The following is a 22982-nucleotide window of genomic DNA, read 5'->3' as shown; positions in this document are numbered from 1 at the left end:
GGGGAGTGGAGGGGGCTCGCGGGCTGTTCGACCAGGTGTGCAGGCGGCTGTTGGTTCCGTCGTGGCCGTCCGCCTGGTCGTCGTCGAACCGGTAGTGTCCGCAGCCACACCCTCGCGGCAGGCCCAACGGCCGCTCGGGTACCAGACGAAGTGCTGCCGAGCCAGCGGTTCCCGGGTAGGCCCGTTCCGGAGGAGAGCGCGGCGCAGGGGCGAGCGAGCTGCGAGGCCGGGGCCGCCACGCCTGCCGAGGTCCCGGGCCGGAGCCCGTAGGCATGCTGGCCGCCCGGGGCAGATGCGCCAGCGCGGGAACGGTCGGGGCGTTCGATACGGGCCTGAAGGGGCCATCGCGTGCCCTTTGCCGACGGCGGCCTGCCCACAAGCGGAAACCGGCCTGTCAGGCGCCCGCGGGCTGGGGCTGGCGCAGCTGGGCTTGGCCGAAGAGGAGTGCGTAGCCGTCGGGAAGCTGCTGAAGGATGCGGGCGAGGAGGTCGGGGCCGGCGAGAGCGGCGACGGCGGCGAGGACGGCGCCGGTGTCCCAGCGGGTGGTGGCCGGTGTGGCGCCGGTGCGGGAGGCAAGGTCTTTGACGAAGCCCCAGCCCGTGAGCTGCTCGGCATCGGGGACGGCCGAGGTCAGAGCGAGAGCCGCTTCGAAGGGCAGGCTGCGGGCGAGGTCCACGCGTTCGTCGCCGGTCAGCTGGCGGCCGAGGGCGGACAGGACGGTGCGGACGGCGTCCCCGGCACGTTCGCGGCTGGGGTAGGCGCCTTCGTAGCGGACACGTTCCAGCATCTGGTCGTACGTCGTGGCCGCGCGGGAGGGTTCCGGTCGGGTCGGTTCGTACATGACGGGGTGCGGCCTTTCTCTGCGGGAGGGGATGTGGCTTGCGCGGGTGTGTCAGGTGGGTTGTGGGTGGCCGAAGAGCACGTCGTAGCCGGGAGGCAGCTGGAGGAGCACCTCCCGGGTGAGGGCGTCTCCCGCGGCGGCCGCCACGGTGGAGAGGACGGCTCCGATGTCCCAGAGGGCCGTCTTCTCGGTGGCACCTTCGATCCAGGCCGCGGTCGCGCGGACGAAACGCTCGGGTGAGAGCGGCTCTTCGGCCTGGAGGGGGTTGAGCAGGATCAGCGCGAACGTCTCGGGGAGGCGAGAGGCGAGCTGCGCCCGCACTGTGCCGACCAGATGGGCGCCCAGCAGGGCCAGGACGACGCGGGACACGCGGTCGGCTTCCTCGCGCGTCCCGTACCCGCCGCGTTCCTGGACGTGGGCGAGGAACGATTCGCGGCGCATCGGCATGGCGTCACCTCCGGAGAAGAGGAGAGAAGCGCGGCGGAGGACTGCTTCCGGAGGGGGTCGGAGCCAGGTCCTCCGCCGCGGCGACGGAGCGGAGCGGATCTGCGGTTCTTCGCCCGGGCACGGTCAGCCGGAGATCTGCTTGCGGTCCCCGGAGCCGCTGATGCTGATCTTGCGGGGCTTGGCCCGCTCGGCGATCGGGATGCGCAGGGTCAGGACACCCGCGTCGTAGTCGGCCTCGATGCGCTCGGTGTCGAGGGTGTCGGCCAGCATGATCTGGCGGGAGAAGACGCCCAGGGGCCGCTCGGAGAGCTCCATCTGCACTCCGTCGGACTTCCCCGTGGGCCGGCGCTCGGCCTTCACGGTCAGCATGTTCCGCTCGACGTCGATGTCGATCGCGTCGGTGCTGACGCCGGGGAGGTCGAAGGCGATCACGTACTCCTCGCCCTGGCGGTAGGCGTCCATCGGCATCACGGACGGCTTCGACCAGGTTCCCGACGTGCCGGAAAGCTGCTGGACGATGCGGTCCATCTCGCGGAACGGGTCGGTGCGCATCAACATCGCGAAACACCTCCAGTTGGTTCAGGCAGGAACTGCCAATGCGCTTCAACGTGCTCCTGTTGTAACATGTCATCGGAACGATGACAAGCAGAACGTCACCCGAGAGATGACATTGAGAAGAGGCAACGGAATGACGTCACGGAGAGTGTCATGAACGAGGGCGGCCCGCCGACCGGGCAGGTCCACTTCCTGGCCGCTGCCGCGGCCCTGGAGACCATCAGCCAGGCCGTGCGCGACGCCCACCTGCCCACCGCAGCACCGGCGCAGGGTCCGGCCGTGTCCACGTCGGAGGCTGGACCGCACCCGGCACTGGCTGCCCTGGTGCTGCTCCGCGAGGCCCGTGAGCGGCTCGCCGACTGGGAGTGCGTTCTGATCGAGAACGCCCGCGACCAGGGCGCGAGCTGGGCCGAGCTCGCCGGTCCCCTCGGGGTCGCCAGCCGTCAGGCGGCGGAACGCCGCTACCTCCGGCTGCGCCCGGGCACGGCCGGCAGCACCGGTGAGCAGCGCGTCCAGGCCACGCGCGACTCGCGCGCCGCCGACCGCACCGTGAGCGCCTGGGCCCGCGACAGCGCGGCCGAACTGCGCCGGCTCGCGGGCCAGGTCACCTCCCTCACCGGTCTGCCGGACACCGCCCGCGGCGCGATCGGCGAGCTGAACCAGGCCCTCGCCGACAACGACGCGGCCCGCCTCGTCAAGCCGCTGACCGACACCCGCCCCCACCTGCGGCCCGAGGACACCGAGCTGGCCGACCGCATCGACGCCATGACCCGGCACACCGACCAGCTCCGCCAGGACACCCACGACCAACGCAACGCGTGAACCGTGCGTCGCGAGGCCGCGGCGGCGACAGTCTGCTCCGGCGAGAGGTCACGCGGGTGCGCGAGGCGTTGCACGCCAAAGCGGACGGCCACCCTGTTCCGGGTCCCGAGGGGCGCAACCGCCGTACCGAGCGCTGGTCGCCGCGCCCCTGCAGCCCGCCGGTGCCCTGGTCCCGCGCTCCTGCGGGCCGAGACTTCCCGCCTGCAGGGGCACGCAGGTGCCGACGCGTGCACACTGGCAGAACAACGCGCATCAGGGAGGCCGCATGAGCTGGGCATCATGGACCACCCGCGGGGTCTTCGCCGGACGGAACGGTGTCGAAACCGGCGAGGCAGGCCCCGCGCTGACCGGTGAACTCGACGTGCACACCACCTGGACCGAGGCCGATGGGCTGGCCCACGTCACGGTGCAGTACAGCGGCGCGTCCGACTGGCTAGAGCTCGCAGGAAGCCCCGTGGCGTGTCCCAGCGAGGACGCGAGCCGCTCCCTGCACGACGAGGTCATCCACTTCATACGCGCCGGAAAAACTCTCCCGCTGACCTCCGCCAGGGCCCTCGCAGACCCTGCTGCGAAGAAACCTCGCACCGCCTGACCGGCCGCGAACGGGCTGCGCTCGGCCGGCCGTCACCCTTTCCTCTCCTCCGGCCTCACTCCCCTTTGACCGGTGTTCCCGCCTCACTCCGCACACGTACGACCACGCGACGCATCGGCACGGCACCGGCACGGCACCGCGCGTCGCGGACTCAGCTGCGGCGCCAGGCGTTGCCGGTCAGGTGGGATCCGGCCATCGGGCCCATGCGGAGCATGCCCCCGTCCACCGCCCACGAGGCGCCCGTCACGTAGGAGGCGTCCGGGCCTGCGAGGAAGGCGACGACCGCCGCGACCTCCCGGGCGTCCCCAGGCCGGCCGAGCGGGATGCCCGGGCGTGCCGCGCGCGTGACGTCCGTTTCTTCCTGGCCGGTCATCGGCGTGGCGATCTCGCCCGGTGCCACGGCGTTCACGGTGATGCCGTACTCGGCCAGTTCCAGGGCCATCACCTGGGTGAGGAGCCCGAGTCCGCCCTTCGCGGCGCAGTAGGGAGCAGCGCCGACCCGGGGCTGGTGTTCGTGTACCGAGGTGACGTTGACGATGCGGCCTCCGTCCCCCTGCTCGATCATGCGGCGCGCAGCGTGCTGAGAGCAGAGGAACGGGCCGGCCAGGTCGACGTCGAGGACCTCGCGGAGCGTGTCGAGGCCGATGTCGAGGAACGGGGTGGCCGTGCCGGTGCCGGCGTTGTTGACCAGGACATCGATGCGGCCGAGGTCTTCGGCGAGGCCGTCGATCACCCGGGCCGCGGCGGGGAGGTCGGTCAGGTCGAGGCGGGCCACCGCCGGCCGGCGCCCTTGGGCGCTGACCTCGTCGGCCGTATCCCGCGCGCCTTGTTCGTCCGTGTGCCAGGTGATTCCGACGTCCATCCCCGCCTGGGCCAGGCGGACCGCCACTGCCCGCCCGATCCCGGAATCGGCACCGGTCACCACGGCCGTCGTGGGAATGCGTGGACGGGGACCGGATCCGTTCATCACGATGCCCTTTCCGTAGGCTGCTGCCGCTCGTGCCCGTTCAGCGGCCGAGGGCTCGCTCGAGTTCGGCCTTGTCCATCTTGGAACGGCCTTCGATGCCCCGCTGCTTGGCCTCGTTGTAGAGCTGCTCCTTCGTGGGGCCCTGCGCACCGCTGTGGGAGCGCAGTCCACCGCGCCTGGAGGACGACATGTCCTGGAGGGAGGACCGGCTCGCCGTCTTCGACTCGCCGGCACGGGCACGCTCCTTGTTGACGGTGCGTGCCGCGATCTCCTTGGCGCGCTCCGTGCTCTCACCGCGCTGCTCGGCGCTCTCCTTGATGTGTTCGTACTGGCGTTCACGTTTGGGGCTGGAACCGCGAGGCATGATGACTCCTTGGCTCGTATGTGGTGTCGGCGCAGTGGTCGGCCGCCACCATGTCCGTCCTGCGCCTTCCCCCCGTGGGTCACCTCATTCAGCACCCCGGCGCCGCTGCGGACCCGGAGCAGGGAGACGCCGACGTGGGAGGCGTCGTGTTTCTCGCCCGGACCGAGGCCATCACTCCGAGTCGTCTCGAGCGAGGCTGAGCGCCAGTTCCTGGAGAATCGGCTCGGTCCCGGGCTCGAAGCCTGTCGCGTCGTATGCGTCGGCGACCGCTTCGAAAGCGGCGATGAAACCGCTCACCAGGGCGCTCAGCGGGGCCGCCAGCTGGTCCAGGACGGCGCCGCCGACCTCTTCCGCAGAGGCGCCGGCCGGGACCGAGAACTGCTCAGGGATCGTCTCCCCGAGCAGCTCGGAGACGAGGCCCTCGTCGACTCCGCCACGCAGAGCGGTCAGCGCGGCAATGGCCTTGAGCTTGATCTCGTTCTCGGTCATGGACCGACCCTACGAGCGGGGGTGGCCATCATGGCGCACGGGACTCGCACGGTGGCCGTGGTGAAGACTCTGGCAGCGCAACAGCCGGTGATCCGGAGGGGCCCTCGGACGGCGTGGCGCCGGGGGCCGGGCCGCAGCCCTTCGCGCCGGAGGGTCAACGTCACCGCTGCCGGCGCCAGTAACGGGCTGCCCGATGGACGGCGACGCTGAAGCTGATGCCCGCGTACCTGCCCTATGCCACCCGGGCGGCACACTTGCGGCGCATGCTCACCGACGCCGCGCAGCACTGCCACCGGCAGGGTGAGCGGCTGGTGCTGGTGGTCGACGGCTTGGACGAGGACCGGGGGGTGACCGCCGACCCCGACTCCTACAGCGTTGCCGGACTGCTGCCGGCCGCGCCGCCCCACGGCATGCGCATCGTGGTCTCGGGTCGGCTGAACCCGCCGTTGCCGCGCGACGTCCCCGCCGATCACCCCCTGCACGGCGTGGACGTGGCGCGAACGCTCGCGCCCTCCGAACACGCCCGAGTCGCCCGGAACGACATGGAACGCGACCTCAAGCGGTTGCTCAACGGCTCCCCGCTGGAGCAGCACCTCCTCGGCCTCATCACCTCCGCAGGTGGCGGGCTCACCGGCGCGGACCTGTCTGCGTTGACCGGCCAGCCCGCCTGGAGGATCAAGGACCACCTGCACGCGGTGGCCGGGCGAAGCTTCGTAGCCCAGGCCGGCAGCTGGCGACCGGACACCGAATCCTTCGCCTACGTCCTCGGTCACGAGGAGATCCAGAAAGCAGCTCGACAGCATCTGGAGGAGCCGGGGCTCGCGGGATACCGGCACCGCCTGCACGCCTGGGCGGACCAGCACCGTGCCATGGGCTGGCCGGCCGGCACACCCGAGTACCTGTTACGCGGGTACTTCCGCATGGTGGGCGAAGCCAAGGACCTGCGCCGACTGGTGGCCTGCGCAACCGACCGCATCCGGCACGACCGCCTGGCGGAGGTCACCGGCGGAGACACGGCAGCACTCAACGAGGTGAACTCCGCCCACGAAGCACTGCTGGCGGACGACTCCCACGATCTGACCGGCCTGGCCAGGCTGGCACTGCACCGGAGCGAGATCGAGCAACGCAACGCCAACCTTCCCGTCGGCCTGCCCGCGGTGCGGACCATGCTCGGTCAATCGATCCGCGCGCTGGCGTCGGCCCAGTCGATCCCGCACCCGAAGCGGCGCATGCAGGCCTTGACGGGGATGGTCGAACCCCTCACCGTCGCGGGCGACATGGACGGCGTCGAAGCCCTGGTCGACTCGACGGACGATGCGGAGGCGCAACTGCGGCTGCTCTTCTGCGCGATCACCGGCTTCGGCAGGCTGGGCCGGCAATCCGCAGTCCGGTCGTTGACGGATCGGGCCGAATCGCTCATCTCCTCGTTCGGGGATGAGGAACGACAGCTCACCTCTCTGGTGACGCTGGCGGAAAGGGCCGCGGACGCGGGCGAGGGCGTCAAGGCCGGCCAGCTGGCCGAGCGTTGTCTCAGCTTGTATCAGACCTGCCCACGACAGGAAGCACACCAGGCCGAGCACGCACGTGCTCTGGCCCACGCCGGCAACTGGGACGCCGCCGAAGCGGCGGCGCGGTCACTCGGGCAGGCAGACGGGCAGGACGTCGTCCTCGTCGCCCTGGCGGCGGCCGCAGCCCGGCAGGGTGACATCCCGAGAGCGGAACGCCTCATCGGTGCCATTCGCTGCGCATCCGGGCAGTCCGATGTGCAAGGCGCGGTCGTGGACGCCCTGATGGCGAGGGGCGAGCCCGTCCGCGCGATGAGAGCGTGTCGAGCGATCGCCATGTCGGAGCGGCGGTCGGGCTCGCTGATCGACGTTGCCAGGGCATGGCAGCGAGCAGGCCGCGCCCGACAGGCGCAGGCGGCCGCAGACGAGGCGCTGGCAGCAGCACGTGCATGCATGGACCCGGACCAGGTGGCGGGGCTGACCGGCGTCGTGCGGCTCTACGCCGACATGGGCGCACACGGTCGGGCGCGCGCCGTGATCGAGGAAGCCAAGACCGTCGCGCAGTCGATCAGGTCCGACGAGGAGCTGCTTGAGGCGATGTCGTTGATCGTGGCAGGTGCTGTCCTCATCGGAGACGAAGAGACGGTCGAGTCGCTGTGTCACTCCCGGTCGGAGCTCGGCGAACGTCTGGTACTGATGACGGCTCTGGCCCGGGCGCTGGCCGCGGCAGGTGATCTCGCGCGGGCAGGCGAGTTGGCCGACGAGATCGAACGCGATGCCCGCGCGATGACGGATCCCTGGTCGCGGTCGCTGAGTTTGATCAGGTTGTCATGGTGGACCGCGGATGTCGGCGATCTGCATGCTGCCGGTGCCCTTGCCGAGAGAGCCGGAGCGCAGGCCGTGCTGGTCCCGGACCCCATCCGCAGACGAGTTGCGCTCGGTCAGGTGATCGGGTGCCTGGCCCGAGCGGGTGAGACCCGGCGCGCCGAGTCGCTCGCCCGCTCGAACCCCCGCGGAGACAGCGCAGCGACGTTGGCGGAGGGGTTGATCTGGGGAGGCGAGGTGGAGCGTGCCGAATCGGTCGTGCGCGAGATCGACGATCCCCGCGAGCTGTCGAGCGCGCTGTGTGAGACTGCCCCAGTGCTTGCCCACGTGGGCGAGTTCGACCGTGCGGAGCGCATGGCCAGGTCAGTGGACGAAGCCTTCCATCACGCCAGTGCATTGGTAGACCGGCATCCGCGCTGGCCCATGCCGGAGAAGAGGACCGGGCACGCAACCTGATCGATGAAGCCGAAGCAGCGATCCGGGTGATGGGCCACAACCTCGGCATGATCGAGCACTTCACGATGTTGGCCAGGACGGCCGCCCGGATCGGGGATCGGGATCGCGCCCTGTCCATGGCCGACGAAGCCATGGGAGTCATGCCGAGGATCCAGAGCGCGGACCGCAGGAGCTCCGGATGGGCCTGGATCGCCGAGGCGGTCGGCTGTGCGGGAGACCCGTCGGGCGTGGAGCGCGTGCGCAGGTCGATCTCCGAGGACGGCGACACCATGGAGGTGGGGGAGGGGCAACTGGCCCGGTACCTGGCGACTGCGTACGCCCAGGCGAACCAGCCGGACCGCGCGGAAAGCGTGGCCCGGTCGATCGCCGACCAGCGGCAGCGCGCCGCGGCGACGACTGCTGTGGCAGTCGACTTCGCACGCGCCGGCGATGTCAGCCGTCCGGACCGAACTGCACGGCGCTGGCTCCGCTTGTGGGTCACCGCCCTGGATCCGGGCCGTCCTGCGGGGATGACGGGGGTCGGTGAGGTCCCAGAGCGAGATCTTCCCGGACACGGCGCTGACGGCCAGGGTCCGGCCGGCCGGCGCGGAGGCGACTGAGCGTCACCGGGGGGGGGACGGGCTCGGAGCCGGAGGTGTCACAGGCCGCCAGTCGGCCGGTGCCCGCTGAGCCGGACACCTTCCCGTCGGGGCTCATCGCGAGGTGGTCGACCGTGCCGGTGCGATCGGGGAGGTCGGGCAGGCTTTCGGGCTCCGGGGCTGCGGGACGGCCAGCCGCCCGATCACGCCGTCGGAGCGTCCGAACAGCAGGGTCCGGCCGTCCGGGGCTGAAGACTGCGGCCGTCCGGGCTGACGGCCGGGCCGCGGCCGGCGCACTCCTGTTGCGACCTGACGCGACGGGGTCGCTGACTCCGGCAGTCTGGAAGGTCAAGCGGCCGCCCGGGAACAGCCGGTCCGGTCGGCGCGGTTGCACCGACCGAGGGCCCGGAGCCGCGGGCGGGGAGTACGGAGACCACAAGGTCGTCCGCCCCACTAGGCTCCGGGCCTCCAGGATCGCGGTACGCCTGCCGCGCGCTCGGACCCATACGTATTCCTGCAGGAGGACTGTTTCATGACCGACCGGCCCTTGACGCTCATGGCAGTGCACGCCCACCCCGACGACGAGGCGACCGGAACGGGAGGGGTCCTCGCGCGGTACGCGGCGGAAGGCATCCGCACGGTTCTCGTGACGTGCACCGACGGCCGTTGCGGTGACGGACCGGGGGGCGTCAAACCGGGCGACCCCGGGCACGATCCGGCGGCCGTCGCCTTGATGCGCCGTCAAGAACTCGAAGCGAGCTGTGACGTCCTGAAGATCAGCGATCTGGAGACGCTGGACTACGCCGACTCCGGGATGATGGGCTGGCCGAGCAACGACGCCCCCGGATCCTTCTGGCAGACCCCCGTGGAGGAAGGCGCCGCCCGACTTGCGGAACTCATGCGGCACTACCGACCTGATGTGGTCGTCACCTACGACGAGAACGGCTTCTACGGCCACCCCGACCACATCCAGGCGCACCGCATCACGATGGCGGCGCTGGAGATGACCGCGCTGACACCGAAGGTGTACTGGACGACGATGCCCCGCTCGGGGATGCAGCGGTTCGGGGAGATCATGCGCGAGTTTCATGAGGACATGCCGGAGCCGGATCCCGCCGAGGCCGCCGCGATGGCCGAGATCGGCCTTCCCGACGATGAGATCACCACGTGGGTGGACACCACCGCGTTCAGCGGTCAGAAGTTCGACGCGCTGGCCGCGCACGCCAGTCAGGGCGAGAACATCTTCTTCCTCAAGATGGGCAAGGAGAGGTTCGGCGAGTTGATGGGCATGGAGACCTTCGTACGCGTCAAGGACGCCACCGGCGCGGCCGTACCCGAGAACGACCTCTTCGCCGGACTGCGCTGATCCGCCCGTCCGACCGGGGCCCAGACAAGCTCATCGGCCGCACGGCCGATCGAGCGGGCCCGGGACCTCCCGGCTGCCGGCGGCTCCCTGCGGGAGCGGTTGGCAGCTCTCGCTCCCGCCTTCGCCCTCGCCGGGCACGTGGCAGCCGTCGGCTCCGACCCGCAGTCCGGCGACCGTGTGCCCCGACTCGTCGGCTTGGGAGACGAAGGCAGGCCTGGAGCAGGGCCCGCGTCATCGCGGCCGCCAATGCTGCGGCGGGCCGTACGGTCGTGCGCGCCCTGCGGATTCTGCCTCCCGGCGCCAGCCCGCACCCGCACCGGCCGATGCCAGCGCCCCGGCACGGGAGTCCCGTCCGGGCTGAGCCGGTACGGAGGCGTCGCGGCGGACGACGGCTGGCTGCGCCACCTCACCGCGGCGCTGCCGCCCGAGTTCGCCGCCCGCCTCTTCGACGCCCAAGACGCCGGGGCGAGCGAGCAGCAGCTGCGTGGAGATCGCGGCTTGCGGTGCCCGGTGACGACAACCCCGCTGTCCGGCCCTCGGCTGCCCGCAGCGCCGCCTGGGCATCCCCGTCACGCCGTGGGGTGTTCGCCGCCCCCTCGCGCCCGCAGAACCTCGGCCCAGTCGCCCGACTCCGAACCCGGATCCATCAGCGTCTTTCAGCGTTCGGGCTCGGGGGTGAGGTCTTCAGCGAGGACTTTCCCATGGTGGCCTTCACCGCACTGGCCGACGCGGACTTGAGCACGCGCTCAAATTTCGCTGACAGGCCGGGAGCGACAGCGAACCCAGTCACACGTCGCCCAGGAACCCAGGATCGGACGGCCCCATCCGCCGGGCGAAGTCCGCTGCGACTCCGAGCACCTCGCGCATCGGCACAGGCCGCCGACTCGTGGCCGCGAGATCGGCGTGAGCTTCCTCGGACCACAGGAACGGATACACGGAAAGACCCTGCCCGATAGCCAGGGTCGCGGTCTCCTCACGCCAGCCGGACCAGCGCATTCCGTCGTAGAACGTCTCCAGGCTGCCCGAGAGCAGCCAGGAGACCCACCCGGAGTGGCCCATCTCCATCGACTCCCACGCCAGAGTGTCGGGAGCGAAGTACGTCATCTGACCAGGTGCCCCAGGGCGGCCCGCGGCCGCGGGATCGCCACCGTTCAAGGCGAAGACCCCTCCGACGATGTCGTGGCCGACGACAAGACCTGTCGCGGGGTGCCAGCCAGGGTCGAAGTCCGCGGGGAAACGGTTGACCTGCGCCAGACTGGGGAGTCGCCCATCCGCGACCGAACCCGAACCCCCGCCGAACACTCGCACCCACCCGTTGTCCACGAGCAATCCGCCGGTGTTCAACGCCAGTGCACCCAGCACCGATCGCGCGCTGACCTGCATCTGCAGAAGGCATCGGCGGCCCTCGTTGATGTCGCCGGGCAGCACTTGAGCCGGCACGGAGCTCGCCCTGAGAAGCCCCTGAAGCTCCGGCCACGCCGGATCGTCCACATTGACCAGCTCATCGATCCCTCGCATCCGATGATGGTCGCACCTCTCGGTATCGCCTCATCCTGTGGGCTGGACCGCGCTCACTCGGAGACCGGGGACGATGGATCGGGCAGCAAACGTCTGTCGGCGTACACGTCGATGAGCAGGCCGGACGCCGGGCATTACCGCAGCGTGATCTCCTCGCCGACCGACCGCGCACCGGCGGCAGCGACCACCAGTGCGGCGGCCGCTGCATCCTGGACAGCCACTCCGACTGACTTGTACAGGGTGATCTGATCGGTTGAAGTACGACCCGGTTTGCTGCCGGAGACGAGTTCGCCCAGCTCCGCATGCACATGCTCGGCCGTGATCACGTGGTCGCGGATCGGCATCAGCAGATCGTTGCTGCCCGCCGGGAAGGGGGCCAGAGCAGCTTGCCGTGATTCGACGCAGACCAGCGCGTCCGCGATCGTCGCGTCGTCGATTTCACGGCCGGCCGGGTTGTAGCCGACCGAGGTGACGTGCACCCCGGGCGAAAGCCAGGGGCGACAAATCACCGGTTCGAGGGCGTGGGTGGTCGCGGCGGCGATGTGTGCGCCGTCGAGCGCCTCGGCGTAGGTGGCTACCGCCCGGACTTCGGCGTCCAGTACGGACGACAGCTCAGCGGCGAGGACGCCGGCTCGTGCCGGGTTCCGGCCGGCAACCCGGATCTCGCGGATCGGCCGGACCCGGCACATCGCGTGAGCGTGGGACCGGGCCTGGACACCTGTGCCGAGGACCGCCAGCACCGTGGCGTCCTCGCGCGCCAGGAGCCGCGCTGACAGCGCTGAGCAGGCGGCGGTCCGCGACGCGGTGATGGCTGTGCCGTCCAGTAACGCGGCAGGCTCGCCGGTGGCCGGATCGAACACGACAATGACCGCTTGATGGGTCGGCAGCGGCGTACCGGCATTGCCCGGGAAGAGCGAGACCAGCTTGGTCATGAGCGCACCGGCCGACGGCACATAACCCGGCATGGCGGCCAGGAAGCCATTGCGCTCGGGCACCAGCGCGGCGATCCGGTCCGGGGCCGAGGCGCGCCCAGCACTGAGGTCCTCCATGGCCGGCGTCAGTGCGTCGATCAGCTCGTCCAGATCGATGAGGGCCTCGATCTGTGAGCGCCCGAGAACCAGCATCCGCCACAACCTCCCGGGGATCGTTGAGCCCGGCCACAGCCGGTCGGTCACAGCGTTGTCCAAGGCCGCATGGCCCATGTGATGACACGCCGCCTGCTGGGCCCGTTCATCCGTACACACCTGGGCACGTTCGCGGCTCTGGCAAGATTTTCGTAGGCGGAGATCACCCGGCTGCGGTCGGCTGGCGCCAGTGCGTCACAGTCGTAGGTAAAGATGGAGGGTCCTGGCCGTGAGTGTCAGATCGACATGAGACAGCCGGTGGAGTACCACTTTCTAAGTGGCTGTCGAACTTGAGGATGTCAAGGCCCTTAGGAACGCATACAGCAAAGTCCTGGACGAGGGGGACGCCCTCTTCAGGAACGAGCCGCTGTCGAAGAGGATCCTGCTGGCCATGGTCGTTTCCTCTGCCGCGGATGCCGACATGTGGATCGGCAGCCGAGTACCCGACGGAGGAAGCCTGAGGCAGGAGCTGGCATCGCTCGTTGAAGTCCTCCAGAAGCGCGATGTCATCGGCAACGACTTACAAGCCTTCCAGACCTGGGTGACCGGCCAAAGACGGGCTCTCGTTGCAACTGTCATCCTCGGTACCACCTGGCCTCTTTGGATTGGGGCGCTGGGAGCACTGGCGGGTGCGGCAACAGCCTGGGTGACGGTCACGGCCGAGGCGGGCAAAGCCGCCGGGCGCATCCTGATCCCCCTCCTGCTCGGCCTGCTGACCGGGGGAGGTGTTGTCCTCTATTACGCGCTGAGAGGCGCTGCCTACCACACACGAAGAGCCACGTCGCGGGCCGCCACGTACCTGTTTGGCCGGGCACGAAACATCGGATCAGGACCGGAGCTGCTCTTCGAGACGCATGTCCGCCCGGAGCTGACGGCGCTCTTCGCCAAGCACGGCAGGGCCGACGAACGCCTCTCAGGACCACCTGCCGTGTTGCGGACCCTGCGCAGAGCAGCCGGCGCGAGCCTGCGATTGGCCATTGCTGTCCTTGTCATCAACTTGATCGTCTTCGCGGCCGCTGTCCCAACTGCCTGGGAGGACGTCTCGTGTGTCTCCGGCACGATGATCTCGCGGTTCTGCCCGCGTTGACCGGCGCGGCCCTCTCCGTGCGGGCCTCCGCCTGCGCCCTGGCCCCGCTCAGCCCGAGGTTCAGGGGCGGAGTTCCTCACGTGTTCGTAGCCGGAGATCATCTTGGTGCGGCGGTTGGTCGGTCCGCGTAGCGGCGGCGTTGGGCGATCAGGACGACTCGGTGGCGAAGGAGTGCGACGTCGGCGCGGCCTGCCATGATGCGTTTCTGGAGCTTCACGTCGGTGATGCGGCCCTCGTTGATCCCGGAGTTGTAGGGGGTGGTGATCCCCTGGGCGACCGCGTGCTGGTCTTCGCGCAGGGCGGTGGCGATACTGGCAAGGCGCGCCAGTCCGCTGTGAGTGAGCTGGTCGAGCCAGTGCGGCAGCGGTGTGGCGTCACGGGTTTCGGGCATGGCTGCGAACTGGCGGACCAGGTCGTGGGTGCGGTGGAGTTCCGGGCAGTGTTCGAGCAGCAGCCGTAGGCGCTGAGCGGTCTGCGGGCCGTGCCGGTCGGGGGCAGCGATGATCCAGCGTGCGGCCTCGCGTGGAGAGGGCGGTCGTTCGCGGGGCTCGTCCAGCGGCAGGCTGCGCCTGAGGGGTGCCAGGGCCATCTTCACGCGCTGATAGTGCCCCAGGTAGCCCTTGCCGAGGAGCTCCTGGTGGAGGATCTTGGCGCTGTGTTGGCCCTCGTCCCAGCGTTGCTGCAGGTAGTCGAGGTAGGGATCCAGACTGGACGAGCGGCGGGGAGCACGCCGCAGCACCTCGTGCCAAGTACGGGCCCGGGCATACTTTCGCACCGTGCGGCGGTCCAAGCCGAGCTCACGGGCCACGGCGGCGTAGGGACGGCCAGCATCGGTCAGTGCGTGCACGGCCTCGAACAGCCGCCGTGCACGTCGGCCGGCACGGAGTGTGCACCGGCTCGGGATCGGCGTCCGCTCCGTCAGGGAGCTCCGTCTCGGCTGGATCAGGGGCGGGGAGAGCAGCGGGCAGGCAGCCGCGGTGGGCGACGGCGACCTCCTGGACGCGTCGGGACAGCCCCTGCCACAAGTGAAAGCGGTCGCTGACCTGGACCGCGTCGGGAGATCCGTCGGCGATGCCTTGGCGGTTCGTCGCGGCAGGCGACCTCAACACCGGGATGTTCGCGAAGCCACCGGCTCAGCTGTTCGGCATCCCTGCCCTCCCAGAGCGTCAGCGGGAGCCGCGTGGTGGCGTCAACCAGGAGCGTGCCGTAGGTGTCGCCGTAGAGCGCGAAGTCGTCCACCCCCAGCACTCGGGGTGTGACCAGCGGAGGCAGTTGCACCCGCATCAGCTGGGAGAGCACAGTGCACCGCGAGAGTGGGACGTTCAGGACGCGCAGCATCCGGGCGCCACCCCGGTCGGCCAGAAGCACGCCGACGGCCTCGACCAGGTGCTGTAGCAGCGGGGTCCGCCGCTGGTAGCGCACGGTCAGTCCCGGTACCTGCTCGGCGAAGGTCACCTTCGGGCAGGCCGCGTTTTCGCAATACCAGCGGCGTACGGACAAGTCGATGCGGAGAGGTCTTCCGCCGAGCGTGACATCGGCGAGGTGCCGCACGTAGCGGCTGTGGCACCACTCGCTCTGCTCGCCGCATCCCCCACATCCCGCTGGAACACGGGACCGCGTGCGGGCACGGACCGTCACGGAAGCTTCGGAAACGTCTACCGAGATCACCAGCACCTTGACCAACTGGGGTAACAGGTTGGTCAGTTCAACAGAGCACAGTCAGAGGCAGCCCACTACGCAGACGAACCGACCGCCGTCACGGGATGATCTCCGGCTACGAAAATCTTGCCAGAGCCACGTTCGCCTGTACGCCGACAAACGTCTGCACTTCGGGTCTCATGGCCGGATGATCGTCTCCCCTGACGCACCTGAACAAGCCGCCCCGTCCTGTGCACGCGGTGGCTGTTCCTGCTGACCGGAGCTCCCCCGGCGACGCCGGTAGGGGGCGGCCTCGGCTGGACAACGCCGCCCGGGCCCATCACAGGTCCAGAACCTCTCATTACCAACGAATCAGAGGTGTCGCCGTCGGTGTGGCGGGCCGTTGGGGCACGGCCGCGTGTGCGGATGTGGTGGGGCGGGTTGCCCGTTCCGCCGTCCTTCGGCGTCATCCGTCACTCCATTGCGCCCCGGCACGGGCCCGCGGTCACGGCACGGAAAGTCGGGGTTTGACCCCGCTCCGTCACCGGCCGTGGGCGGTGCTGCAGATCCTTGCGGCCACACGCGCACGTGGACTACCGGCACGGCAGCGGGGTTGGAACCCGCCCTCCGCAAAGCCCTGCCAGCAGCCCGAGAACGGGACGAACGGTCCTGATCCGAAACGGCATGTGGCCTCTCGCCGGGCCTGCGGCCGCTCTGCGCGTGGCGGTCCCGCCCGCCACGCTCTTCTGCAGACGACACCGCGCTGGGGAAGACATCGCGGCCGGCAGACGTTACGCGTCTTGATCTTGATCAGGGATCTCGCACTGCGGCGCCGCCGACCTGGCGGCGCCGTGACACCCATGGGAGGGGAACACCATGATCCGACTGTCCGACACGCCCATGACGTGGGTTGCCGCCGGGGACAGCATCACCCAGGCCGTGCTGCACACCCACGGCGCCCGCGGCTGGGTGGAACATCTGCAGGAACGGGTCAGATGGCAGATGGACCGGCTGACCGACATCGTCGTCAACAGCGGCGTCTCCGGCTGGCGGGCTGTCGACGTGCTCGCCCACTACGACCACCTCATCGGCCGGTTCGCCCCTGACGTCCTGTCCATATCGCTCGGGACCAACGACGCCCGCGCTGGGCGCGCAGGGCTGCATGAGTTCCATGAGGCGATGCACCAGCTCATCCGGCGGACGAGCGCGGACACCCAGATCGTCCTGCACACCCCGGCACTCGTAAGCATCGCCGGCCGCGAAGCCCGCGCTGAACTTCCCCTCTACGCGCAGGCCGTACGGGACATCGCCAAGGACTCCGGCGCCCTACTGGTCGACCACGAGGCTCACTGGCTGCAACACTTCGCCACCGCCGACCCGATCGCCTGGCTCGACGATCCCGCACACCCCAACGCTGCCGGTCACCTCCAGATGGCTGACCACACGCTCCGGACCCTCGGCCTCGGACCCCTTCAGCCCAGAACCTGACCCCGTCAGCGGGGCGCCGGGCGGGGTGCTCACTCGGGCGACGGCCCGTCGCCACCTCTTCCGGTCGCCCCGCGCTCCGTCCGGCTGACGGCCTGGTCCGGTGATCGCATCCCTACTTCGGAGTAGCAGATCGCGTTTTCCGATTTTCGTGCGTGCAGGTGGGGAGTGCCCCTGCCTCGGAGGACAAATGTCGTTGCCCGGCGGTTGCTGCGCGTGACATGATCAGCCGCATGACCGAATTCTCTGCACGGAAGGGCGGCCACCGCCCCGTCCGATGAAGTGGCTGGACGAGGCCGTGTCCGCGGGGCAGGCCACGACTGCCGCCCACCCTGACCGCATCGCGGTCCTCGACGCGATACGCGCCGACCGCGCCGGCCCCGTAGCCGTCCGGCTGCTTCAGCTCTCCCGGGCCGACGACGCGTTCGTACGTCGTGAGGTCATGGACCTCCTGTCATCCGCCGGGGCCGGGCGTCCTTGGCCCGAAGCCGCCGAAGCCGCGCTCGCTCGACTCACCGACCCTGATGAGGAGGTGCGGCGCCGGGCCGCGTATCTCGTCGTGCACGCCGGAAGCAACGATGCTGCGCTCAGGGCCCTGGGCCAACTCACCGAGCCCGTGGTGCGTACTGCCCTCGCCGAGTGGCTCCGGGGCTCAGTCGCGCACCTGCAAGACGACCCCTTGGCCTCCGTCCGCTTCCTTGCCCGACTGGAGACCCTGAGCGTCGCCCCTCCGCAGCAGTGGCTCCCGCTCGACAAGGCGCTGCTCGCCGATGCCCGGGAGGCCTCGCGCCACCTGGACGGCGTCGGGTGGCGCTGGGGTCGGGTCCTGTACGGGCTGAGGCGCGAGCGTCACGTCTACGCCCTCGTGGCGCGACTCCTCGCCGATCCCGCCACCCGGGACATCGGTGCCGGCTTGGCCCGGGAGGCCTGCCATGACTGGCGGGCGGCCCCGGTCGAACTCCTGCCCCTGCTCGTCCGCCACTGCGGACGAGGAATCAGCCCCGCCATGGCCAAAGCCCTCACCACCGCCTCCATCTCGGAGGCCGCGATGCACGCACACAGCGCCCTGATCGCCGAGGTCCCCTTCACTCCGTATCCCAAAGCCCGTCGGCCTTCCGGCAGTCCGATGCCGTCGTACGACAGCACCACCGCCGCCGCGGTCCTGCAAGCCAAACCCGTGGACACCGGGCGACTTCATCGTGCCCCTGAGATCTTCGGAGCCCTGCTGGACGCGGGTCCACTGACTTTCCGGCAGGCTGCCCAGCTGTACAACCTCACCTTCAAACGGCCTGGACGTATGCAGGCGGCATGCGCTCCGCTATGGCTGCGGCACGCCGGTCCCACGGTTCTGCCCCGCATTCTCGCTCTCATGACACCGCACCTCGGTGACTACGCGATCGGCGAGTACTACTCGGAAGGCCTGGCACGAATGGGCCGACACGCGTTGCCCGCGCTGCCGTCGGTGACGGCGCTGATCGACCGGCGTACCCGCATACCCGTCAACGACTCCACGAGGGACGGTGAGACGATGCTGGACGAGCGCCTGCTCGCTGCCGCGATCGAGGCCCGGCGTGCGATCCTCGCCGACACCGTCTCCTGATCATCGTCGCCGCTCGCCCTTCGACCCGGGGCAGGCTCCCGCGGTGGAGTACCGCCGGGTCGCGCACGCCGGTGCGCAGAACGTGGACATCGTCGCGGAGTCCGACCCGGCCGGCCGGCGGACGGGCGATAGCCGTCGGGTGCGTCGCGCGCGCCCCTGCGCCGGTCCGGGCCCCGGCCTCGTAGCCTGGCGCCATGCGTCAGCACGATCTCGTCGTCATCGGTGCGGGCTCCGGCAACGCCGTCATCGACGCATCGTTCGCCGGGCTGGACATGGCCGTCGTCGAGGAGAGGTGGTTCGGCGGCACCTGTCTGAACGCGGGCTGCATCCCGAGCAAGATGTACGTCCACACCGCGCACGTCGCCCGGACCGTCGGCGAAGCCGGCACCTACGACGTGGACGCGGAGCTGTCCGGCGTGCGCTGGCGGGAGATGCGCGACCGGGTGTTCGGGCGTCTGGACGCCGAGCGGGAGGAGGGCCGCCGGGGTCGCCGGGAGGCGGACTCCGTCACCGTGTACGAGGGCACGGCGCGGTTCACCGGCCCCCGGGAGCTGCGGATCGACCTCGCGGACGGCCCCGTGGACATCGGTGCCCGGCAGATCGTCATCGCGGCCGGCGGCCGCCCGCTCGTGCCCCCGCCCGTCGCCGGCTCCGCGCTTCCGTACGAGACCTCCGACACGGTCATGCGGATCGACGCGCCGCCCCGCCGCCTGGCCGTCCTCGGCGGGGGCTACATCGCGGCGGAGCTGGCGGAGGTGTTCGCCGCGGCGGGCAGCTCCGTGGTCATCGTCGAGAAGGAGGAGCGCCTGCTCGGCCCCCAGGACGAGACGGTCGCGGCGCGGTTCACCGAACTGGCCCGGACCCGCTACGACCTCAGGCTCGGCCGGGAGCTCACCACCGTCGGCGGCCGTCCGGGCGCGCTGCGGCTGACCCTCGACGACGGTTCGGCGATCGAGGCGGACATGCTGCTGGTCGCGGTGGGCCGCGTCCCCAACGGCGACCGGCTGAACCTCGACGCCGCCGGCGTCGCCACCCACGACGACGGCCGCATCGTCGTCGACGCGTACCAGCGCACCACCGCGGAAGGCGTCTTCGCGCTCGGGGACGTGTGCACTCCGGTGCCGCTCAAGCACGTCGCCAACCGTGAGGCGCGGGTCGTCCGCCACAACCTCCGCCACCCGGACGACCTGATTGCGGCCGACCACGAGCTGGTCCCCGCGGCGGTCTTCACCCGACCGCAGATCGCCTCGGTCGGCGCCACCGAGCAGGACTGCCGCGAACGGGGGCTGGACCCTCTGGTGGGCCAGGCGCGGTACGCTGACGTCGCCTACGGCTGGGCGCTGGAGGACACCACCGGATTCTGCAAGGTGCTCGCCGAACGCGGCACCGGCCGCCTGCTCGGCGCCCACCTCATGGGCCCGCAGGCCCCCGCCCTCATCCAGCCCCTCGTCCTGGCGATGACCCTGGGCATCGACGCGTCCACCCTCGTCAGGTCCCCGTACTGGATCCACCCGGCGCCCACCGAGCTCATCGAGAAGGCCCTCCTCGACCTCGGTCTGTGAGCCCGCCGGGCGGGGAGCCGATCTCCACCCACACGCACTTGCCGTTGCCGTCGAGCGGATGCCAGCCCCAGTTGCGGCCCAGCCGTTCCACGATGAGGAGTCCGTGGCCTCCGGGCCGGGAAGGGTCGGTCCGGTGCGTGGCCCGCGGTGCGGCGGGGCTCCCGTCCGTCACCTCGATCCGCAGCCACTCGCCCGTACAGCGCAGGAGCAGGGACGTGGGCCCGTCCGCGTGCAGGCACGCGTTGGCGACCACTTCGGAGACCAGGAGCAGGGCGTCGTCGGTGGCCTCCGCGCCGGGGGTGCCCTCTTTCACGGGGCCCGGCGGCCAGTGCCACTCCGTGAGGGCCTGGCGTGCGAAGTCGCGGCACCGGGTGACCGCGTTCGCGGCCCCGTGCAGCACGAGGAGCCGGGTCAGCTCCGGTGACCGCCCCTCGTCCATGGGTGATCCTCCCCTACGGGCGCTGGGACGTCGCGAGGGCGGCTTCCAGATCCGAGTGGACCCGGAAGAGCCGGTCCGCGCCCGTGATGTGGAACATGCGTGCGACCGGTGGGTGCAGGCCGACCAGCTCGAGGGTGCCACCGGACTCCTGGATCGCGAGCCGGCCGCGCAACAGCACGTTCAAGCCCGTCGAGTCGCAGAAGTCCAGACGGGTCAGGTCGACGAGCAGCCGCCCGCCGTCCGGCCACGCGGTGTCCAGGGCCTGCCGCAGGGGCTCGGCGGTGTCGTGGTCGAGTTCCCCCGCCATGGCCAGGACCGTGGCCCCCGCCAGGGACCGCGCCTCGACGGTGAAGCGTTCTCCGTTCGCCGTGGCCATCAGGCACACACTCCCTCTCCCTGCCCGGTCGGATGAACCGCTGAGGCTGCCATGGCTCCTCCCATCCGGAATCTTCGGGGTATGTCGCGCCTACCCCGTCGGTTGCCGTCCAAGCCTGGGACCGGGGGGCCGGCAGCGGCGGTGGGCGCCGTGGCGCGGCTGCGCCCGGCGCGCCGGTTCACGGGTCGTCCGGGACGTGGATGTCCAGTACGCAGATGTCGTCGCGGTTGCCCGGGCACAGCGCGGCGAGCGTCCGGGCGAGGGTTCCGCCGCGGCCCTCCCGGAGCAGCCGCAGGGTGGACGCGGCGAGCCGCTCGAGCCCGACGCCGATGTCCTCGCCCGGTTCCTCCACGAGCCCGTCGGTGTAGAACAGCAGGCGGTCACCGGGCATCAGCTCGATGACGGCCTGCCTGTACGAGGAGTCGTAGCTGGCGCCGAGGAGGTTGCCCGGCGGCTGGTCGAGGAAGCCGGCCCCGTCGCCGCGGACCAGCAAGGGGGGCAGGTGGCCCGCCCGCACCCAGGTCAGGCGCCGGTCCCAGGGCTGGTAGCGGCCCATGACCATGGTGGCGGTGGCGGTGGCGGACGGGTCCGACGCGGTATGGATCAGGAGGGTGTTGAGCCGGCGCAGCACGTCGGGCAGCGGCGACCCGGTGACGGTCATGCCCTTCGTGGTGAACCGCAGCTGGGCCATGGTGCCGACGGCGGCCAGACCGTGGCCGGCCACGTCTCCGACGACGAACAGGGCACTGCCGTCGGGGAGTTCGATGGCGCTGTACCAGTCACCGCCGACGTTGACCCCGCGGTCGGCGGGAACGTAGGCGACGTCGATGCACAGGCCGGCCAGTTCCAGGGACTGGTCGGGGATCGGCAGCAGGGTGTCCTGGAGGCTCGCGGCGAGCGCCCGTTCGGCCTGGAGCATGCCGCGCTGGACGAGGACCGCCCGCTCGCTCTCGCGCAGTGCGAGCTCGACGCCGCGCTGCGCGCTGAGGTCCTGGAAGAAGCCGTGCACCTCCACCGGTGTGCCGTCCGCGTCCGTCTGGGCCTCGGCGACGATCCGCACGTGGCGCACGCCGTCGGCGGTCGTGATCCGGAACGGCTGGTCGATGGCCTCGCCCCGGCTCAGCAGCCGCCGGACGGCGGTGGCCAGCTTCGGCAGGTCGTCGGGGAGGACGCGCCGCGGCAGTTCCTCCAGTGCCATCGGCCCGTGGCGCGGGTCGCGGTCGAAGATGGCGTAGACCTGATCGGACCACGTGACGGTGTCCGTCGTGAGGTCCCATCCGGCCCAGCCGAGGTTGCCCAGCCGCTGCATGTCGGCCAGCCGCCGTGCCTCGCGCTCGCTCGTGTCGTGGCGGATCCACGACACGACCAGCCGGTCTCCCAGCCTGGAGGCCCGGACCGAGTAGACGGACTGCTGCGGGACGCCGGCGACCACCTCCTCGTAGGTGAAGGGCTCGCCCTCGTAGGCCGTTCCCGTCGTGAGGGTCTCCAGGTACCCGTCCCACAGCGCGGTGGCCACCACCGTCGGGTACGTCTCCAGGACCCGGCGGCCGATGAGTTCCTTGCCGCGCCGCCCGGCGACGTCCACCGACTCGGGCGCCGCCGCGTCGATGCGGTAGTCCTCCACCTCGCCCGCCTCCGAGCGCAGGGGGGTGAGCAGGATCGCCGGTCCGGCCAGCGCGTCCAGCATCCGCTGGGCGGAGGCCACGTCGACGTCCGCCGGCCCTGCGTCGGCGTCGCGGGGCCGCTCCGGCACGCTCAGCGGACCGGCGCACAGCCGGGCCGCCCGCCGCAGCAGTGCCCGGACGTCGGCCGCGAAGGGGCCCGGCCGCGTCCGCAGGAAGCCGATGGCCGTGTCCGGGGAGCCGTCGGCGGGCACGGGGATCCAGGCGCGGGAGCGCCACCGGTCCGTCGCGTCCGCGATCAGCAGGTAGTGGCGGGCGTCCTGCGCCGGGTTCTCCAGCCACAGGGCCCGGTGCCCGGCGACCGCCTCGCGGGCGGCCACGCCGGCGAGCGAGGGGATGCGGCGCCACCGCTCGGCCAGCACGTCGTCGATGCCGGCGCGGCCGGTCAGCTCCAGGCTTCCGGCGGACGTCAGGCTGTAGATCATCACCGCGTCCACTCCTGCTTCGGGGCCGAGCACGGTCCTCAGCAGCTCCGCGACGTCGTCACCGCCGTGCGCCACCGCCAGGCCGTCGGCGAGCCGGGCCAGGGGCGGGCGCAGTGCGGCCTCACCGGCACGGCCTACGAGACGGCGCCCGGGCCTGGGTGCGGAGGCGGGCGGTTTCGTCCCCGCGCCGGCCTCCGCACCCAGGCCCGGGCGCCGTCCTGTCCTTTTAACAAATACCC

Annotated in this window: 22 protein-coding genes; 9 read left to right on the top strand and 13 right to left on the bottom strand. The window is 70.8% G+C overall.

Going from position 1 to position 22982, the window contains the following annotated elements; all coding sequences use genetic code 11:
* Positions 1–394: 394 nt before the first annotated feature.
* From PV721_RS25075 to PV721_RS25065, 3 genes are all read right to left on the bottom strand, one after another.
* Positions 395–841 carry a DUF2267 domain-containing protein gene (locus PV721_RS25075; RefSeq protein WP_319727944.1) on the bottom strand — a complete coding sequence of 149 codons (447 nt, stop codon included), beginning with the start codon at positions 839–841 and terminating at the stop codon, positions 395–397.
* A 51-nt stretch (positions 842–892) separates the two neighbouring features.
* Entirely contained in the window at positions 893–1288 is a 396-nt protein-coding gene (locus tag PV721_RS25070; protein ID WP_319727942.1) for a DUF2267 domain-containing protein, read from the bottom strand.
* 123 nt (positions 1289–1411) lie between these two features.
* Positions 1412–1846, bottom strand: a complete 435-nt coding sequence (locus PV721_RS25065) for an Hsp20/alpha crystallin family protein (protein ID WP_319727941.1) — start codon at positions 1844–1846, stop codon at positions 1412–1414.
* A gap of 150 nt (positions 1847–1996) precedes the next feature.
* Here PV721_RS25065 and PV721_RS25060 point away from each other — a divergent pair, with 150 nt between their 5' ends.
* The gene (locus PV721_RS25060; protein WP_319727939.1) at positions 1997–2665 is read left to right on the top strand and encodes an HSP18 transcriptional regulator; all 669 of its coding nucleotides are present in this window, start codon (positions 1997–1999) and stop codon (positions 2663–2665) included.
* 265 nt (positions 2666–2930) lie between these two features.
* Positions 2931–3257, top strand: a complete 327-nt coding sequence (locus PV721_RS25055; RefSeq protein ID WP_319727938.1) for a hypothetical protein — start codon at positions 2931–2933, stop codon at positions 3255–3257.
* Positions 3258–3408: 151 nt separating this feature from the next.
* On the opposite strand, the gene PV721_RS25050 is transcribed toward PV721_RS25055, so the two are convergent.
* The 3 genes from PV721_RS25050 to PV721_RS25040 form a co-directional block, all read right to left on the bottom strand.
* Positions 3409–4224 (bottom strand): SDR family oxidoreductase, encoded by an 816-nt coding sequence (locus PV721_RS25050; protein WP_319727936.1) that lies wholly within the window; start codon positions 4222–4224, stop codon positions 3409–3411.
* Positions 4225–4264: 40 nt separating this feature from the next.
* Positions 4265–4588, bottom strand: coding sequence for a plasmid stabilization protein (locus PV721_RS25045; protein WP_319727934.1), 324 nt, complete (start codon positions 4586–4588; stop codon positions 4265–4267).
* Positions 4589–4759: 171 nt separating this feature from the next.
* Positions 4760–5077, bottom strand: coding sequence for a hypothetical protein (locus PV721_RS25040; protein WP_319727933.1), 318 nt, complete (start codon positions 5075–5077; stop codon positions 4760–4762).
* Positions 5078–5340: 263 nt separating this feature from the next.
* Between PV721_RS25040 and PV721_RS25035 the strand changes: the two genes are divergently transcribed.
* The 3 genes from PV721_RS25035 (at position 5341) to PV721_RS25025 (ending at position 9807) form a co-directional block, all read left to right on the top strand.
* Positions 5341–7863, top strand: coding sequence for a hypothetical protein (locus tag PV721_RS25035; protein WP_319727932.1), 2523 nt, complete (start codon positions 5341–5343; stop codon positions 7861–7863).
* A 47-nt stretch (positions 7864–7910) separates the two neighbouring features.
* Positions 7911–8462, top strand: a complete 552-nt coding sequence (locus PV721_RS25030; RefSeq protein WP_319727931.1) for a hypothetical protein — start codon at positions 7911–7913, stop codon at positions 8460–8462.
* A gap of 511 nt (positions 8463–8973) precedes the next feature.
* Complete coding sequence (locus tag PV721_RS25025) at positions 8974–9807, top strand: PIG-L family deacetylase (RefSeq protein ID WP_319727930.1); 834 nt, start codon at positions 8974–8976, stop codon at positions 9805–9807.
* Between the two features lie 786 nt (positions 9808–10593).
* On the opposite strand, the gene PV721_RS25015 is transcribed toward PV721_RS25025, so the two are convergent.
* Complete coding sequence (locus PV721_RS25015) at positions 10594–11325, bottom strand: DUF2625 domain-containing protein (RefSeq protein ID WP_319727928.1); 732 nt, start codon at positions 11323–11325, stop codon at positions 10594–10596.
* Between the two features lie 134 nt (positions 11326–11459).
* The gene (locus PV721_RS25010) at positions 11460–12449 is read right to left on the bottom strand and encodes an ornithine cyclodeaminase family protein (protein ID WP_319727926.1); all 990 of its coding nucleotides are present in this window, start codon (positions 12447–12449) and stop codon (positions 11460–11462) included.
* 277 nt (positions 12450–12726) lie between these two features.
* Between PV721_RS25010 and PV721_RS25005 the strand changes: the two genes are divergently transcribed.
* On the top strand, positions 12727–13536 hold the full coding sequence (locus PV721_RS25005) for a hypothetical protein (protein ID WP_319727925.1): 810 nt from the start codon (positions 12727–12729) through the stop codon (positions 13534–13536).
* Positions 13537–13633: 97 nt separating this feature from the next.
* Here the strand turns inward: PV721_RS25005 and PV721_RS25000 are convergent, their stop codons facing one another.
* Both PV721_RS25000 and PV721_RS24995 read right to left on the bottom strand, forming a co-directional pair.
* Positions 13634–14311, bottom strand: a complete 678-nt coding sequence (locus tag PV721_RS25000; RefSeq protein WP_319727924.1) for a transposase — start codon at positions 14309–14311, stop codon at positions 13634–13636.
* Positions 14312–14478: 167 nt separating this feature from the next.
* The gene (locus PV721_RS24995; RefSeq protein ID WP_319727946.1) at positions 14479–15087 is read right to left on the bottom strand and encodes a hypothetical protein; all 609 of its coding nucleotides are present in this window, start codon (positions 15085–15087) and stop codon (positions 14479–14481) included.
* Between the two features lie 963 nt (positions 15088–16050).
* On the opposite strand from PV721_RS24995, the gene PV721_RS24990 reads away from it, so the two are divergent.
* From PV721_RS24990 to PV721_RS24980, 3 genes are all read left to right on the top strand, one after another.
* Entirely contained in the window at positions 16051–16662 is a 612-nt protein-coding gene (locus PV721_RS24990) for an SGNH/GDSL hydrolase family protein (RefSeq protein WP_319727923.1), read from the top strand.
* Positions 16663–16936: 274 nt separating this feature from the next.
* Positions 16937–18259, top strand: coding sequence for a hypothetical protein (locus PV721_RS24985; RefSeq protein ID WP_319727922.1), 1323 nt, complete (start codon positions 16937–16939; stop codon positions 18257–18259).
* Positions 18260–18453: 194 nt separating this feature from the next.
* Entirely contained in the window at positions 18454–19821 is a 1368-nt protein-coding gene (locus PV721_RS24980; protein ID WP_319727921.1) for a mycothione reductase, read from the top strand.
* Here PV721_RS24980 and PV721_RS24975 read toward each other — a convergent pair.
* The 3 genes from PV721_RS24975 to PV721_RS24965 form a co-directional block, all read right to left on the bottom strand.
* Positions 19787–20260, bottom strand: a complete 474-nt coding sequence (locus PV721_RS24975) for an ATP-binding protein (RefSeq protein WP_319727919.1) — start codon at positions 20258–20260, stop codon at positions 19787–19789. The two genes, PV721_RS24980 and PV721_RS24975, sit on opposite strands and share 35 nt — an antisense overlap.
* A gap of 13 nt (positions 20261–20273) precedes the next feature.
* Entirely contained in the window at positions 20274–20636 is a 363-nt protein-coding gene (locus PV721_RS24970) for an STAS domain-containing protein (protein WP_319727916.1), read from the bottom strand.
* Positions 20637–20814: 178 nt separating this feature from the next.
* Positions 20815–22818 (bottom strand): PP2C family protein-serine/threonine phosphatase, encoded by a 2004-nt coding sequence (locus PV721_RS24965; RefSeq protein ID WP_319727914.1) that lies wholly within the window; start codon positions 22816–22818, stop codon positions 20815–20817.
* Positions 22819–22982: the final 164 nt, after the last annotated feature.

Source organism: Streptomyces sp. MB09-01 (assembly GCF_033794505.1).
Classification (GTDB): Bacteria; Actinomycetota; Actinomycetes; order Streptomycetales; family Streptomycetaceae; genus Streptomyces.
The sequence above is the reverse complement of the archived record's forward strand: the minus strand, read 5'-3'. Positions and strand labels throughout refer to the sequence as shown.

Coding starts and splice junctions, on each gene's coding strand:
- PV721_RS25075 (WP_319727944.1), bottom strand. CDS start 841: ATGTACGAACCGACCCGACCGGAACCCTCCCGCGCGGCCACGACGTAC.
- PV721_RS25055 (WP_319727938.1), top strand. CDS start 2,931: ATGAGCTGGGCATCATGGACCACCCGCGGGGTCTTCGCCGGACGGAAC.
- PV721_RS24985 (WP_319727922.1), top strand. CDS start 16,937: ATGAAGTGGCTGGACGAGGCCGTGTCCGCGGGGCAGGCCACGACTGCC.
- PV721_RS25045 (WP_319727934.1), bottom strand. CDS start 4,588: ATGCCTCGCGGTTCCAGCCCCAAACGTGAACGCCAGTACGAACACATC.
- PV721_RS24970 (WP_319727916.1), bottom strand. CDS start 20,636: ATGGCCACGGCGAACGGAGAACGCTTCACCGTCGAGGCGCGGTCCCTG.
- PV721_RS24975 (WP_319727919.1), bottom strand. CDS start 20,260: ATGGACGAGGGGCGGTCACCGGAGCTGACCCGGCTCCTCGTGCTGCAC.
- PV721_RS25065 (WP_319727941.1), bottom strand. CDS start 1,846: ATGTTGATGCGCACCGACCCGTTCCGCGAGATGGACCGCATCGTCCAG.
- PV721_RS25015 (WP_319727928.1), bottom strand. CDS start 11,325: ATGCGAGGGATCGATGAGCTGGTCAATGTGGACGATCCGGCGTGGCCG.
- PV721_RS25035 (WP_319727932.1), top strand. CDS start 5,341: ATGCTCACCGACGCCGCGCAGCACTGCCACCGGCAGGGTGAGCGGCTG.
- PV721_RS25050 (WP_319727936.1), bottom strand. CDS start 4,224: ATGAACGGATCCGGTCCCCGTCCACGCATTCCCACGACGGCCGTGGTG.
- PV721_RS25010 (WP_319727926.1), bottom strand. CDS start 12,449: ATGCTGGTTCTCGGGCGCTCACAGATCGAGGCCCTCATCGATCTGGAC.
- PV721_RS24980 (WP_319727921.1), top strand. CDS start 18,454: ATGCGTCAGCACGATCTCGTCGTCATCGGTGCGGGCTCCGGCAACGCC.
- PV721_RS25040 (WP_319727933.1), bottom strand. CDS start 5,077: ATGACCGAGAACGAGATCAAGCTCAAGGCCATTGCCGCGCTGACCGCT.
- PV721_RS24990 (WP_319727923.1), top strand. CDS start 16,051: ATGATCCGACTGTCCGACACGCCCATGACGTGGGTTGCCGCCGGGGAC.
- PV721_RS25070 (WP_319727942.1), bottom strand. CDS start 1,288: ATGCCGATGCGCCGCGAATCGTTCCTCGCCCACGTCCAGGAACGCGGC.
- PV721_RS25060 (WP_319727939.1), top strand. CDS start 1,997: ATGAACGAGGGCGGCCCGCCGACCGGGCAGGTCCACTTCCTGGCCGCT.
- PV721_RS25030 (WP_319727931.1), top strand. CDS start 7,911: ATGATCGAGCACTTCACGATGTTGGCCAGGACGGCCGCCCGGATCGGG.
- PV721_RS25025 (WP_319727930.1), top strand. CDS start 8,974: ATGACCGACCGGCCCTTGACGCTCATGGCAGTGCACGCCCACCCCGAC.